The sequence below is a fragment of the Parazoarcus communis SWub3 = DSM 12120 genome (assembly GCF_003226565.1).
In the GTDB taxonomy this organism is placed as follows: Bacteria; Pseudomonadota; Gammaproteobacteria; order Burkholderiales; family Rhodocyclaceae; genus Parazoarcus; species Parazoarcus communis.
On sequence record NZ_QKOE01000003.1, the window covers coordinates 229,131 to 242,210 of the forward strand.

Sequence of the window (13,080 nt, forward strand, 5' to 3'; positions counted from 1 at the left end):
TCAAGGGTCATAGAAGTGACTTTTCATCTCTCGACTTCCGCTGAGATCCTGCAGGAACTGGGTGTCCGTCTGCGCGAGCAGCGGCTTGCCCAGTCGCTTACGCAGCGTGAACTGGCGCAAATGGCCGGGCTGTCACTGGGGGCGTTGCGCAAACTCGAAAGCGACGGCCAGTGCTCGCTGGAAACGCTGGTCCGCGTCGCGCAGGCGCTTGGCTTGCTGGAGGCGCTGGACGATCTCTTCGTGCTCAAACGGCAATCCATCGCCCAGATGGAACAGGTGGACCTTGTCAGCCGCCGCCAGCGTGCGCCGCGCAAGAAGGCATCATGAAGCTGCTTACGGTGCATTATTGCGGCTGGGGAGAAGACTGGCCGTTGGGACGGTTGGCCGATGACGGTCAATCCCTGCTCTTCGAATATTCTCCCGAAGCCCTGTCTCAGGGCTTGGAACTGTCGCCCTTGCACCTCAAGCTGCGTGCAGATGCCTACGGAAGTTTTCCGGGCCATTTGCATCGCCTTCCGGGCCTGATCGCCGACAGTCTGCCGGACGGCTGGGGTTTGCTGCTGATGGATCGCCTGTTTCGTCAACATGGCTTGCGTCATCCCGGGCCACTGGACCGGCTGGCCTTCATTGGTGAGCGCGCGATGGGCGCGTTACGCTTCGTTCCGGCAAGCGACGCCGGCATCCGGGAGCCCGACTGGTCCTTGCTGGCGCTGGCCGAGCAAAGCCGTCTCGCGCTCGCGGGCGAGGCGGGTGTCGCCCTGCGCGAACTCGCGCTCACCGGCGGCTCGCCGCAAGGGGCCCGACCCAAAGCGTTAGTGCAGTACGACGCAGCGACCGGGCAAGTCAGCACCCGTCCGGATGCGGCCGGCAGCCCCTGGCTGGTCAAGTTTCCGGCGCAGAACGAACACAAGGAGGTCTGCATCATCGAGCAGCTCTATGCCGAGTTGGCTCGGGATTGCGGACTGGATGTACCCGAAAGTCGCTGGTTCGACCTTGGCCCTGAACTGGCCGCCTTCGGCGTCTCCCGCTTCGACCGGAAGGGTGGGCAACGCGTCCCGGTGCACAGTCTGAATTGACGCAAAGCCCCGTGGATACGGGGCTTTTGCATTTCAGCTCGTTGCATGCAAGCACTTGATCAGCCCGATTGAAAACTTCCATGCATCATTTCTCCCGATTTGAAGGAAAATAGCGCCCTTCGCGGCGGACTGGCGCAAGGCTTGGGCCGCACCGGCTTTTTACTTCAGGAAACCACCATGCTGCAGAAACACCCCGCCTTTGCCGGCGTCCAGGGCCCTGTCGTCGTCATCGTCCTGGATGGCTATGGCATTCCCAAGCACGATGTCGGCAGCGCCATCGATGCTGCCCGCAAGCCCACGCTGGACCGCCTGCTTGCCGAATGCCCCAACATCCGTCTGCGCGCCCACGGCACCGCGGTCGGCATGCCCTCGGATGACGACATGGGCAACTCCGAGGTCGGGCACAACGCCATCGGCGCCGGGCAAGTCTATGCCCAGGGCGCAGCACTGGTGGCCAACGCCATTGCCGCAGGGACAATCTGGGAAGGAAGTGCCTGGCAGGAAATCGTGGCCGCCACCCGGGCAGGCGACGGCGGCAAGGCCGGTGTGCTTCACTTCATCGGGCTGTTCTCCGACGGTAATGTACATAGCCACATCGACCATCTCAAGGCCATGGTGTTGCGCGCCAGGGATGAGGGCGTGCGCACCGTGCGCATCCATGCCCTGCTCGACGGCCGCGACGTGCCCGAAACCAGCGCACTGGAATACGTCGTCCCCTTCGAAGCCTTCCTGCGCGACATCAGCACTGGCGGTTTCGATGCCCGCATTGCGTCCGGCGGCGGGCGTCAGACCATCACCATGGATCGTTACGACGCCAACTGGCCGATGGTGGCACGCGGCTGGCGCACCCATGTGCTGGGCGAGGGGCCGCAGTTTGCCAACGCGGTCGAGGCCGTAAACGGCCTGCGCGCGCGCCATCCCGGCACCATCGACCAGGACCTGCCCGAGTTCATCATTGCCGAAGACGGCAAGCCCATCGGCACCATCGAGGACGGCGATTCCGTGGTGTTCTACAACTTCCGCGGCGACCGTGCGATCGAGATCACCCGTGCCTTTGTCGAGACCAGCTTCAGCGAGTTCGACCGGGTACGTCACCCCAAGGTGACCTACGCCGGCATGCTGCAGTACGACGGCGACCTGCAACTGCCCAAGCGCTTCCTGGTGGCGCCACCTGCCATCAAGAACACCTCAGGCGAGTGGTTCAGCAAGATGGGGCTGACGCAGTTCGCCTGCTCCGAAACGCAGAAGTTCGGTCATGTGACCTATTTCTGGAACGGCAACCGCTCGAACAAGTTCGATGGCGAGACCTGGCAGGAGGTCCCCAGCGACGTCGTGCCCTTCGAACAGCGTCCGTGGATGAAGGCAGCCGAGATCACCGATGCGATGATTGCCGCACTGCAGTCCGGCCAGTACAAGGTATTGCGCTGCAATTACGCCAATGGCGACATGGTCGGCCACACCGGCAACTTCCGCGCGGCAACCATGGCGATCGAAGCGGTCGACCTGGCGCTGGCGCGGCTGCTGCCGGCGATCGATGCCGCCGGCGGCGTCGCCCTGATCACGGCCGATCACGGCAATGCTGACGAGATGTTCGAGCTCGACAAGAAAACCCGTCAGCCCGCGCAGAACCCGGACGGCAGCTACAAGGCCAAGACCGCACACACGCTGAACCCGGTACCGCTGATCCTTTACGGCAAGGCCGCAGCCGGCAAGCTGAAGCTGCGCCAGACCGACACCGCCGGGCTGTCCAACATCGCCGCCACGGTAGCGAACCTGCTCGGACTGGAAAAGCACGAGACGTGGGACGACAGTCTGCTCGATATCGGATGACGCATCCAGATGCGCGCCCCCTGACAGACATGACGGTCAGGGGGCACGCCAGAGGGGGCATGCACACCCAAGCTTCATCAGCAATACTGCGGCAGACGGCCTTCTTTCAGAACAAGGCCTTGAGCGCCCCACGTATCCATTGCCAGCGGCTCATCACCAAGGCCAGCGAGATCAACCCGCAACCGAGCAGTTGCATCGCCGTCATCGATTCATTGAACCACCATGCGGCCACCAGCGCGGTCCACATCGGCTCCAGCATCAGGATGATGGCAGCGTGGCTGGGGGTGGTCAGACTCTGACCATGAAGTTGTACGAGAAAGCGCAGCGTGGTCGCAATGATGGCGCTGGCCAGCAACCAGAACAGGATGGGGGTCGGCACTGACGCGGGCCAGTCCTCGAGCAGCAGGGACGCCGGCAGGATCAGCACGCCGACCATCGACACCTGCACCGCGCTCAGCGCCAGTACCGGAATGCCCCGGACCACACGCGAATTCAGGTTGAACAGGAAGGAAAACAGCAAGGCCGCGACCAGGAAGTACCACTGCCCGGGCTCGAAACGAAAACCGTGCGCCAGCGACAGACAGGCGAACCCTGCCAGCGCAACCGGCAGCGCCACCCAGGTGGCCTTCGGCGGGTGCTCACCGAAGAACAATCGGGCGAACACCGGCACCAGCACAATGCCCAGGCTGGCGATGAAGGCACCCTCGCCAATGTGGCTGGCATGCTCCAGGCCCAGGATCCAGAATGCCATGGCCACCGCAAACACCACACCCACCATGGCGGCGCGGCCAAGCGCACGACGGTCGAGGCCGCGCAGCTGCCCCCAGCTGAAAGCCACCAGCACCACCCCGGCAAGCAGAAAGCGGGTACCAACGAACTGCAGTGGCAGCAGGCCGCCAAGCGACTCCTTGGAGAACACCCAGCCGGCAGCCGCCAGAAAAGTGGCAAACAGCAGGAGCAAGTCGGCCTTGACCGAGTGTGGCGCAGCAGTCATCCGGAATACAGCCAGGAAAGGGGGGAAGGACCCGCATCCTAGCGCAGGCCGCCGATCACCGCATCCTGACAATCACGCAAACCGGGCACAAGGGCGGGAAAGGCTGGCTCAGGCCCACGGCGGGCGGGCCAGCTTGCGTTGCAAAGTGCGCCGATGCATCTGCAAGGCACGCGCCGTCGCCGAGATGTTGCCACCATGCTCTGCCAGCACACGCTGGATATGCTCCCACTCCAGCCGGTCGACCGACAGCGGCATCGCCGGTGCCGGCAGCACCCCGGCAGGCAAGACCTCACTGGCCTGCAGCGCATGGAGGATGGCGTCGACGTCCGCCGGCTTGGCAAGATACTGCACTGCCCCCAACTTGACCGCATCGACCGCAGTGGCAATGCTGGCATAGCCGGTCAGGATCAGGATGCGCACTCCCGGACTCGCCTCGAGCAAGGGACGGATCAGCTGCAACCCGGAACGTCCGCCAAGATTCAGATCAAGCACCACGAACTCGGGCGCAAGCGCTTCCGCCATGGTGAGCGCGGCCTCTGGATCGAGCGCACCCTGCGCCGCAAAGCCGCGCTGCGACAAAGCCTTGACCAGCACCCGGTTGAAGGTCGGGTCATCGTCAATCACCAGCAGGCGGGCAGCTGACTCACTCATCGATCAAGATCACACAAGGGGATGGACACCCTGGCAATGGTGCCACCACCCGCTCGCGGCAGGAAGTCGAGCCTGCCGCCGTGGCGATCCACGACGGCGCGAGCCAGCAGCAAGCCCACTCCCATTCCCTGACCCTCCTGGCGTTCCACACCCGGTCCGAACGGCCCCGCCTGCGCAGCGGACAGCAGGGGGCTTGGCAAGCCCTCGCCGCGATCAGCAATATCGACCCACAACCGCCCATCGTGCACGCGCACCTCGAGATCCAGCCCCTGACCCTCCGCACCCGCCCGCTGGCTGGCATTGGCCGCATTGTCGATCAGGTTGTGCAAGACCTCATCCAGGCTGGCATCAGCGGCGATGAAGCGATCCGCCAGGGGCGATGTCGTCTGCCGGTTCAGTCGCACCAGGGGGCGCATCTGCTGCCAGCGATCAAGCGCCCGGTCGACCCATGCCGCCGCAGCCACCACGCCGCCGCGCTCCGCACGCGCCAGCCCCGCTTCGTGCGTCAAGGCATGCAGGATGTCGCGGCACTGATCCACCTGCGCCCGCATCAATTCAATGTCTTCGCGGACATCCGGAGCAAGGTCCTGGCGACAAGCCAGACCATCGGCGACGATACGCAAGGTGCCAAGCGGCGTTCCAAGCCGATGTGCGGCGCCTGCCGCAAGCTGGCCCAGACCCAGCACGTAGTCGTCGCGGGCACGGGCGCTGCGCGCCTCGGCCAGCGCCTGCTCTCCCGCACGCAAGGCGGCATTGAGTCGCGACACGAACCACACCACCGTCAGCCCGGAGAAGACAAAGCTCAACCACATGCCCGCCAGATGCCAGTGCATCGCCGCATCCGTCTCCAGTAGCTGAACCGGATGATGAAAGTGCCACAACAGGCTGTACTCGACGACCGCCAACGCAAACAGCATCCAGGACTGGCGTGCAGGCAGGATATAAGCCCCCACCGCCACCAGTGGCAACAGCAGGGAGATGGCGGGATTGGTCACCCCGCCACTGAAGTACAGGAAGGCCCCCCAGGCAGCCAGATCGGTCAGGATCTGCGCGAACGCGCCCCAGCGCCCCTGCAGCCAACGCGCTGCGCCGGCCAGCAAACCGAGATTGATGCCGACCAGCACCAAGGCCACACCCTGCAGCGGTTCACGCGGATGCGCCGGTGCCAACAAGGGAAAAACCAGGACCGATAGCACCAGCATGGCCAGTACCGATAACCAGCGCAAATGCAACAGGCGCGACCGGTCGGTGCGCACCGGCGCCAGCCCGTCACCCGGTGCAGGGGGGTTGCGTTCAACTGTCATGGTCTGCAAAGCCTTCGGACGGGACTGCAATGGAATCGATTGGTGACCTTGCGTCCTTGTCGTAAATCAAGGAACTCACCTCCTGCGCCTCCTAGAGTGCACCTGCGACAAAACGTCACAGGGACCATTGTCACAGACATCGCCAAGCAAGGGCACGGCCGCGACGGCCTCATCTGCGCTCGATCCTGATGCCTGGACAAACACCGATCACACCAGCAACGGGAGCACCCAGATCATGAACGAAGCCAAGATGAATCCGGTAGACGAGATGCCCGACCCGAGCCGCCGCAAGTTCCTCAACACCGCAGCGGTCGCCGGCATCGCCGGTGCGGGCCTGTCGGTCGGTTTGTCGGCATGCAACAAGGATGCGCCAGCCCCCACCGCAGGCGCTGCCGCACAACCGGTTGCAGCCGCCTCGCATGCGGCCAATGCGCATCTGAAGCCGGGCGAGCTCGACACCTACTACGGCCTGTGGAGCGGCGGTCACACGGGCGACTTCCGCGTGCTCGGTTTGCCGTCGGGGCGCGAGCTTCATCGGGTACCGTGCTTCGTCCCGGACGCCCTGGTCGGCTGGGGGCATACGAATGAATCGAAGGCCATCATGGGCACCAAGCCCGACGGCAGCCTGCGCTACACCGTCGCCGACACCCACCACACCCACGCCTCTTACAAGGACGGCAACTACGACGGCCGCTACGCCTGGATCAACGACAAGATCAACAGCCGCATCGCCCGTATCCGGCTGGATTATTTCATCTGCGACAAGATCACCGAACTGCCCAATGTACAGGGCTTCCACGGTATTTTTCCGGACAAGCGCGATCCAGTGGACCCGGCAATCAACTACACCACCCGGGTGTTCTGCGGTGCCGAGTTCCATATTCCGCTACCCAATGACGGGCGCGACCTCGACGCGCCTGAAAAGTACCGCACCCTGTTCTCCTGCGTCGACGCGGAGAGCATGGAGGTGCGTTGGCAGGTACTGATCGACGGCAACTGCGACCTCGCCGCCACATCGTATGACGGCAAGCTCGCCGCCACCAACCAGTACAACACCGAGGGCGGCTACCACTACGAAGGCATGATGTCGGCCGAGCGCGACGCCTGCCTGTTCTTCAACATCGCCCGCATCGAGCAGGCGGTCAAGGACGGCAAGTTCACCACTTTCGGCACGTCCAAGGTGCCCGTCGTCGATGGCACCAAGACCGCCAACGCCGACCCGAAAACCGCCCTGGTCGCCTATGTATCGGTGCCGAAGAACCCGCACGGGGTCAATGCCAGCCCGGACGGCAAGTACTTCATCTGCGCCGGCAAGCTCTCGCCCACCGGCACCGTGATCGAACTGTCCAAGGTGCTGGAGTGGTTCGACGGCAAGCTGGACGATGTGGACAAGGCCATCGTCGCCGAAGTCGAACTCGGCCTCGGCCCGCTGCACACCGCCTTCGACGGCCGCGGCAACGCCTACACCACGCTGTTCCTCGACAGCCAGATCGTGAAGTGGAACGTCGAGGCCGCGATCAAGTTTCACGCTGGCGACAAGGGCGCACAATACGTGGTCGATCGCCTGGATGTGCACTACCAGCCCGGTCACATCAATGCATCGCAGTCGGAGACCATGTTCGCCGACGGCAAGTGGCTGTGCGTCGGCTGCAAGTTCTCCAAAGACCGCTTCCTGCCGGTCGGTCCGCTGCATGCCGAAACCGAACAGCTGGTCGATATCTCGGGCGAGAAGATGGTGCTGGTTGCCGACCATCCGGTACGGCCGGAACCGCACGACTTCATCATCTTCAAGCGCGAGTTGCTGAGTCCGAAGCAGGTCTATGACATCAACGAGTTTCCGCTGGCAGTCAAGGACCCGAAGGAAGCCGGGGTGTTCCGCGACGGCAACAAGGTCACGGTCAAGATCACTTCGCTCGCCCCGGCCTTCGAGCCACGCGAGTTCAGACTCAAGGTCGGCGACGAAGTCACCATCATCCTGACCAACCTCGACAAGATCGAGGATCTGACCCATGGCTTCGCGATTCCGAAATACAACGTCAACTTCATCGTCAACCCGCAGGAGACCAAGTCGATCACCTTCAAGGCCGACAAGCCGGGCGTGTTCTGGTGCTATTGCACCCACTTCTGCCATGCGCTGCACCTGGAGATGCGCAGCCGGATGATCGTCGAGGCATGACGCTGACAACCTGATCCAGCACCACCGACACAAGGGGCCTTGCGCCCCTTGTGCGTTTTGATGCATCGGTCATCGCCGCATTCCGGGGAATTGATCCGGAACAAGTACAGCGTGACCCCGAGTTCCTAGACTGCATCGTAATTTCCTTATGGAGTGGGTCATGAAGCTGCACACCGCCTGGCGCGGCGCCCTATCCTTCCTGCTGCACGGACTCGCGCTGTGCGCCACACTTGCCAGCCCGACGGCAAGTGCCCAGACCGCCTACGAGGCAGCCCTGCCCGAGGGCATCAACAACGCACCGACACTATGCGACATGGTGGCCTGCACCGAGGTGCTGCCCGGCGCAACGATCTTCTCCGAACGCAAGGGACAGCCACGCTACGTCGAAGGCTTTGCCGAGCACGACGGCCAGCGCAAGCTGACCGGATACGTGATGCTGTCGACCGACATCACGGACACGCCCGCCTACTCCGGCAAACCGGTGGTGACGCTGATCGGCATGAACACCGAAGGCCGCTTCACCGGGGTGAAGATCCTCAAGCACTCAGAACCCATCCTGCTGCTGGGGATTCCTGAATCGGCGCTGGTCCGGTTCAATGACCAATATCTGGGCAAGTTTGTTGGCGACAACATCGAAATCGGCCGTTCGCGGCCAGAAGAAGACATCATCGGCCTGGACGCGATCTCGGGCGCGACCGTCACGGTGATTGCCCAGAATCAGGTGATGATGACCTCCGGCGCCGCGGTCGCGCGCCAGGTTGGGATCCTTGAGCCCACCATCCGGGAGCAGGCGCGATTTGTCGATCGCCAGCGTCCGCTCGATTGGGCCAAGATGGTGCGCGAAGGCGCCGTGCAGCGACTGACCGTAACGCCCGAGCAGGTGGGCCTCGCACGCAGCCCCGAACCCTTCATCGACTTGTGGTATGGCTACCTCAACCATCCCGAGATCGGCCGCGCGGTGCTGGGTGCCGATGGCTGGCAAGCCCTGATGACCCGTCTGAAGGAGGGCGAACATGCGATCTTCGTGATTCGCACGGGCGGAATCGAGTCGTTCAAGGGTTCGGGATTCGTACGCGGCGGGCTCTATGACCGGGTCCAGATCCGCCAGGGCCAGGACGCCTTCACCTTCCGCGATCTCGACTATCTCAACCTGTACGGCGTTCGCGCAGCGGGCGCGCCTGCCTTTGACGAGTCGGCGATCTTCATCGTGCGCTCACCCGCCTTCTCCGGCGCCTTTCCGTGGAAGTTCATCTTTCTCGGCAATCGTGTGGATCGCGCCACCGGCGCACGTAGTTTTGCCAACTTCGACACCGAATACTGGCTGCCAGACCACTACCTGGAGGGCGGCCGCCCCATCGTGAAAAAACCCGATGCGCCCTGGGTGCGAATCTGGAAGACGCGGGCGCTGGAGATCGGCCTGTTCTCCGCGCTGCTGGTCGCGGTCGCGGTGGTGTATGCCCAGCGCGACCGCCTGACCCGCCGCGCCACCCACAAGAACAAATGGCCGGTCAATGTCTTCAAGTACTCGGCCTGGATCATCAGCATTGGCTTTGTCGGCTTCGGCCTGCTCGCCCAGCCCTCCATCACCCAGGTCCTGACCTGGTTCCATTCTCTGCTGTTCCAGTGGCAATGGGCGCTGTTCCTTACCGATCCATTCATCTTCCTGTTCTGGATCTTCATCATCGTCACCGTGTTCCTGTGGGGACGCGGGCTGTTCTGCGGCTGGCTGTGCCCCTTTGGTTCGCTATCAGAGTTGCTCTACAAACTGGCACGGGCGGTCGGCCTGAAGCGCTTCCAGTTTGTCTTGCCGATGGCCTGGCACAACCGCTTGAAATGGGTGAAGTACTTCGTCTTCTTCGGTCTGCTGGCGGTATCGATGTTCTCGATGGGGCTCGCCGAGAAACTGGCCGAGGTCGAACCCTTCAAGACCACCTTCCTGGTCGGCCTGTTCAACCGCAGCTGGCCTTACACCTTGTTTGCCGCAAGCCTGCTCGGGCTGTCGATCTTCACCGAGCGGCCGTTCTGCAAATACCTGTGCCCGCTCGGTGCCGCACTGGCGATGCCTTCGACCTTCCGCTGGTTCGGCCTCAAACGCAAGCAGGCCTGCGACAGCTGTGCCGCGTGCGCGCGCGGCTGCGGCTCCAATGCCATCGACGCGGACGGCCGCATCGATCATCGTGAATGCATGCTCTGCCTCGACTGCATGGTGCTGTACACCGACATGCATGCCTGCCCGCCCTTGTCGCAAGAGCGCAAGCGCCGCACCAAGGCCGGCCTGCCACTGACACCCATCGGTGCCGACGGCTATTTCATCCCGATCAAGCCGGTGCCTGCACGCACCGCCAAGGTCTGACAGGAGCCCGCCATGGTCGACCCACGCATGCTCACCGACGCGGCTGAACCGCCCTACGCCGCGGGCAACAGCCTGTTGCACCGCCTGGCCGCCGAGGTCTGGGATCACCTCTGGCCCTGGAGCCGCAGCGGCTTCCAGCGCCAGCGCACGCTGCAGGCAGCCGGGCTGGCGCTGGCACTGGCCGCCAGCACCGCCTGGGTGCTGGCCGCGCTGGGGCGGCTCGATGCCGGCGCGATCATCGCCTGGTGGTTTGGCTGGAGCGTGTTCGAGATCCTCGTCCGCCTGGGCGCAAAGCCCTATGTGAAGGACGGTCCATGGTGGGGCAAGCGCTACCGGCGTGCCAGCCTGATGGACATGATCTGTTATGTCGGCTTCAAGAACCTGTTGATTGGCACCAGCCTGTTCATCGGCCTGAAGTCAGCCGGCCTTGTGGTGCTGTAAGGCCTCCGATGTTTGGCATGCTCACCCTCCCCGTCCTGCCACCCTGGCGCAACGGCCTCCGTGCCGGTCTGACCCTGTGCACCGGCATGCTGCTGTGGATCAGCGCGGCAGCCGCAGCCACGCTGCAGGTGGCACCCGGCCAGTCGATCCAGGCCGCGATCGACCGTGCTGCGGCAGGCGACACGATCGAGATCGCGCGCGCGCACTATGTCGAGAACCTGCGCATCACCCGTCCGCTGACCCTGCGCGGCATCGATCGGCCCACGGTGTCAGGCGGCCTCAAGGGCGACACCATCCGGATCGCAGCGGAGGATGTCACGATCGAGGGGCTGATCGTATCCGACTCGGGCGACAGCCTGCGCGAGCAGAATGCCGGCATCTACCTGCAGCCCGGCTCGCACCGAGCGGTCGTACGCAACTGCGACATCACCTACAGTCTGTTCGGTCTGTGGATCGAGCAAGCCAATGATGTGCTGATCGAAAACAACCTGATCACCGGCAAGCGTGAATATCAATCGTCCCAGCGTGGCAACGGCATCCAGCTGTACAACACCCATCGCGCGCGGATCATCGGCAACAACATCAGCTTCGTGCGCGACGCACTGTATGTGGACGTCTCCCACAATGCGGTCTTTCGCGGCAACAAACTGCACCACAGCCGCTACGGCACCCACTACATGAACGCCTATGACAATGTGTGGGAGGACAACGACACCTGGATGAACCGCGGTGGCCTGGCACTGATGGAAGTGCGCCGCATTACCGTGCGCAACAACCGGGCCTGGGCCAATTCGGACCACGGCATCATGCTGCGCACGATCCAGGATTCGGTGGTGGAGAACAACATCGTCGCCGGCAACCAGCGTGGCTTCTTCATCTACGACGCCGAATACAACGCGCTGCGCGGCAACGCCATCATCGACAACGTGGTCGGTGTGCATCTGTGGGCCGGCTCCAAGAACAACGAGGTCGAGGGCAACGACTTCATCGCCAACCGCGAACAGGTGCGCTACGTCGGCGCGCGCGACATGCCCTGGGGCACGAAATCCGGCAATCACTGGAGCAACTACCTGGGCTGGGATCGCAACGGCGACGGCACAGGCGACATCCAGTACGAAGCCAACGACCTGGTGGACCGCCTGTCGTGGCGGCATCCGATGATGAAGCTGCTGCTGGCCAGCCCTGCGGTACAGACCCTGCGCCTGGTGGGCCAGCAGTTTCCGCTGCTGCGCGCGCCCAGCATCGTCGATCCGAACCCACAGATGCAGCCGCACAACCCTGACTGGAGCCAATGGCGTGGCAGACACTTCCCCCGCTCCCAATGAAGCGCATGCCGGCACGGCCCCGATGGTCGTCGCCCGCAGCGTACGCAAGCACTATGGCGCGATCCACGCGGTCGACGGCATCGATCTCGACATCCGCCAAGGCGAACTGTTCGGCCTGATCGGGCACAACGGTGCAGGCAAGAGCACGCTGTTCAAGATGATGCTCGGTCTGATCCCCATCACATCAGGCGAGATCCGTATCGACGGTGCAGCAGTGCATGGAGCCGACTTCCGCGCCGTGCGGCGCAGCGTCGGCTACCTGCCGGAGAACGTCGTGCTCTATGACAACCTGACCGGGCTCGAAACCCTGCATTTTTTCGCCCGCCTCAAGCGTGTTCCGCCGCAGCAGGCCATGGCCGTGCTCGAGCGCGTCGGCCTGGCCCATGCCGCAAAACGGCGGGTGCGCGAGTACTCCAAAGGCATGCGCCAGCGCCTCGGTTTCGCCCAGGCCTTGCTCGGCACGCCACGCATCCTGTTTCTCGACGAACCCACGACCGGCCTCGACCCCGAAGCCATCCGCGGTTTCTACGCCATCCTGCGGCAGTTGCGCAGCGAGGGGGTGACCATGGTCATCACCTCCCACATCCTTGCCGAGATCCAGGAGCGGGTGGACCGGCTGGCGATCATGAGTGCCGGTCGCATCCAGGCCTGCGGCACGGTGCAAGCCCTGCGCGAGGCGATGGATCTGCCACTGAGCTTCACCGTCCGCGTGGCACCGGAAGACTTTGCCACTGTGCGCGCCGCACTGGGTCACCTGCCAGTGTCCTCGATCGAGGCCGGGGAGACGCACGTTACCGTGCAGTGCCGGCGCGACGCCAAGATGGCGGTGATCGATGCACTGGCACGACTCGATGACCGGGTGCTCGACCTGGCCATCCACGAACCCTCGCTCGAAGACGTGTTCTTCGGCTTTGCCGACTGAGGAGGCGA

11 protein-coding genes are annotated in these 13,080 nt (G+C 63.7%); 8 read left to right on the forward strand and 3 right to left on the reverse strand.

The window, feature by feature from the left end; all coding sequences use genetic code 11:
• Nucleotides 1-15 precede the first annotated feature (15 nt).
• The 3 genes from DNK49_RS06545 (at nucleotide 16) to gpmI (ending at nucleotide 2,906) form a co-directional block, all read left to right on the forward strand.
• The gene (locus tag DNK49_RS06545; RefSeq protein ID WP_110523527.1) at nucleotides 16-327 is read left to right on the forward strand and encodes a helix-turn-helix domain-containing protein; all 312 of its coding nucleotides are present in this window, start codon (nucleotides 16-18) and stop codon (nucleotides 325-327) included.
• On the forward strand, nucleotides 324-1,076 hold the full coding sequence (locus tag DNK49_RS06550) for a type II toxin-antitoxin system HipA family toxin (RefSeq protein ID WP_207806901.1): 753 nt from the start codon (nucleotides 324-326) through the stop codon (nucleotides 1,074-1,076). The genes DNK49_RS06545 and DNK49_RS06550 overlap by 4 nt, the downstream gene beginning before the upstream one ends.
• 177 nt (nucleotides 1,077-1,253) lie before the next feature.
• The gene (gpmI, locus tag DNK49_RS06555) at nucleotides 1,254-2,906 is read left to right on the forward strand and encodes a 2,3-bisphosphoglycerate-independent phosphoglycerate mutase (protein WP_110523528.1); all 1,653 of its coding nucleotides are present in this window, start codon (nucleotides 1,254-1,256) and stop codon (nucleotides 2,904-2,906) included.
• 106 nt (nucleotides 2,907-3,012) lie between these two features.
• On the opposite strand, the gene DNK49_RS06560 is transcribed toward gpmI, so the two are convergent.
• The 3 genes from DNK49_RS06560 to DNK49_RS06570 all read right to left on the reverse strand — a co-directional run bounded on the left by DNK49_RS06560 (nucleotide 3,013) and on the right by DNK49_RS06570 (nucleotide 5,855).
• Nucleotides 3,013-3,900 carry a DMT family transporter gene (locus tag DNK49_RS06560; protein ID WP_110523529.1) on the reverse strand — a complete coding sequence of 296 codons (888 nt, stop codon included), beginning with the start codon at nucleotides 3,898-3,900 and terminating at the stop codon, nucleotides 3,013-3,015.
• A 108-nt stretch (nucleotides 3,901-4,008) separates the two neighbouring features.
• The gene (locus tag DNK49_RS06565) at nucleotides 4,009-4,551 is read right to left on the reverse strand and encodes a response regulator transcription factor (RefSeq protein WP_110523530.1); all 543 of its coding nucleotides are present in this window, start codon (nucleotides 4,549-4,551) and stop codon (nucleotides 4,009-4,011) included.
• Nucleotides 4,548-5,855 (reverse strand): ATP-binding protein, encoded by a 1,308-nt coding sequence (locus DNK49_RS06570; RefSeq protein ID WP_110523531.1) that lies wholly within the window; start codon nucleotides 5,853-5,855, stop codon nucleotides 4,548-4,550. Before DNK49_RS06570 ends, DNK49_RS06565 begins: the two co-directional genes overlap by 4 nt.
• 235 nt (nucleotides 5,856-6,090) lie before the next feature.
• Between DNK49_RS06570 and nosZ the strand changes: the two genes are divergently transcribed.
• The 5 genes from nosZ to DNK49_RS06595 all read left to right on the forward strand — a co-directional run bounded on the left by nosZ (nucleotide 6,091) and on the right by DNK49_RS06595 (nucleotide 13,072).
• The gene (gene nosZ / locus DNK49_RS06575; protein ID WP_110523532.1) at nucleotides 6,091-8,031 is read left to right on the forward strand and encodes a TAT-dependent nitrous-oxide reductase; all 1,941 of its coding nucleotides are present in this window, start codon (nucleotides 6,091-6,093) and stop codon (nucleotides 8,029-8,031) included.
• A 160-nt stretch (nucleotides 8,032-8,191) separates the two neighbouring features.
• Complete coding sequence (locus tag DNK49_RS06580; protein ID WP_243632257.1) at nucleotides 8,192-10,384, forward strand: NosR/NirI family protein; 2,193 nt, start codon at nucleotides 8,192-8,194, stop codon at nucleotides 10,382-10,384.
• Between the two features lie 12 nt (nucleotides 10,385-10,396).
• Nucleotides 10,397-10,825, forward strand: coding sequence for a transcription regulator (locus tag DNK49_RS06585; protein ID WP_110523534.1), 429 nt, complete (start codon nucleotides 10,397-10,399; stop codon nucleotides 10,823-10,825).
• 86 nt (nucleotides 10,826-10,911) lie between these two features.
• On the forward strand, nucleotides 10,912-12,150 hold the full coding sequence (locus DNK49_RS06590) for a nitrous oxide reductase family maturation protein NosD (protein WP_110523636.1): 1,239 nt from the start codon (nucleotides 10,912-10,914) through the stop codon (nucleotides 12,148-12,150).
• A complete protein-coding gene (locus DNK49_RS06595) occupies nucleotides 12,122-13,072 on the forward strand; it encodes an ABC transporter ATP-binding protein (protein ID WP_110523535.1) in 951 nt (316 codons plus the stop codon). The genes DNK49_RS06590 and DNK49_RS06595 overlap by 29 nt, the downstream gene beginning before the upstream one ends.
• Nucleotides 13,073-13,080: the final 8 nt, after the last annotated feature.

Excerpts from the sequence above, each read along its gene's own strand:
- DNK49_RS06550 (WP_207806901.1), top strand. The coding sequence starts at position 324 with ATGAAGCTGCTTACGGTGCATTATTGCGGCTGGGGAGAAGACTGGCCG.
- gpmI (WP_110523528.1), top strand. The coding sequence starts at position 1,254 with ATGCTGCAGAAACACCCCGCCTTTGCCGGCGTCCAGGGCCCTGTCGTC.
- DNK49_RS06560 (WP_110523529.1), bottom strand. The coding sequence starts at position 3,900 with ATGACTGCTGCGCCACACTCGGTCAAGGCCGACTTGCTCCTGCTGTTT.
- DNK49_RS06565 (WP_110523530.1), bottom strand. The coding sequence starts at position 4,551 with ATGAGTGAGTCAGCTGCCCGCCTGCTGGTGATTGACGATGACCCGACC.
- DNK49_RS06570 (WP_110523531.1), bottom strand. The coding sequence starts at position 5,855 with ATGACAGTTGAACGCAACCCCCCTGCACCGGGTGACGGGCTGGCGCCG.
- nosZ (WP_110523532.1), top strand. The coding sequence starts at position 6,091 with ATGAACGAAGCCAAGATGAATCCGGTAGACGAGATGCCCGACCCGAGC.
- DNK49_RS06580 (WP_243632257.1), top strand. The coding sequence starts at position 8,192 with ATGAAGCTGCACACCGCCTGGCGCGGCGCCCTATCCTTCCTGCTGCAC.
- DNK49_RS06585 (WP_110523534.1), top strand. The coding sequence starts at position 10,397 with ATGGTCGACCCACGCATGCTCACCGACGCGGCTGAACCGCCCTACGCC.
- DNK49_RS06590 (WP_110523636.1), top strand. The coding sequence starts at position 10,912 with ATGCTGCTGTGGATCAGCGCGGCAGCCGCAGCCACGCTGCAGGTGGCA.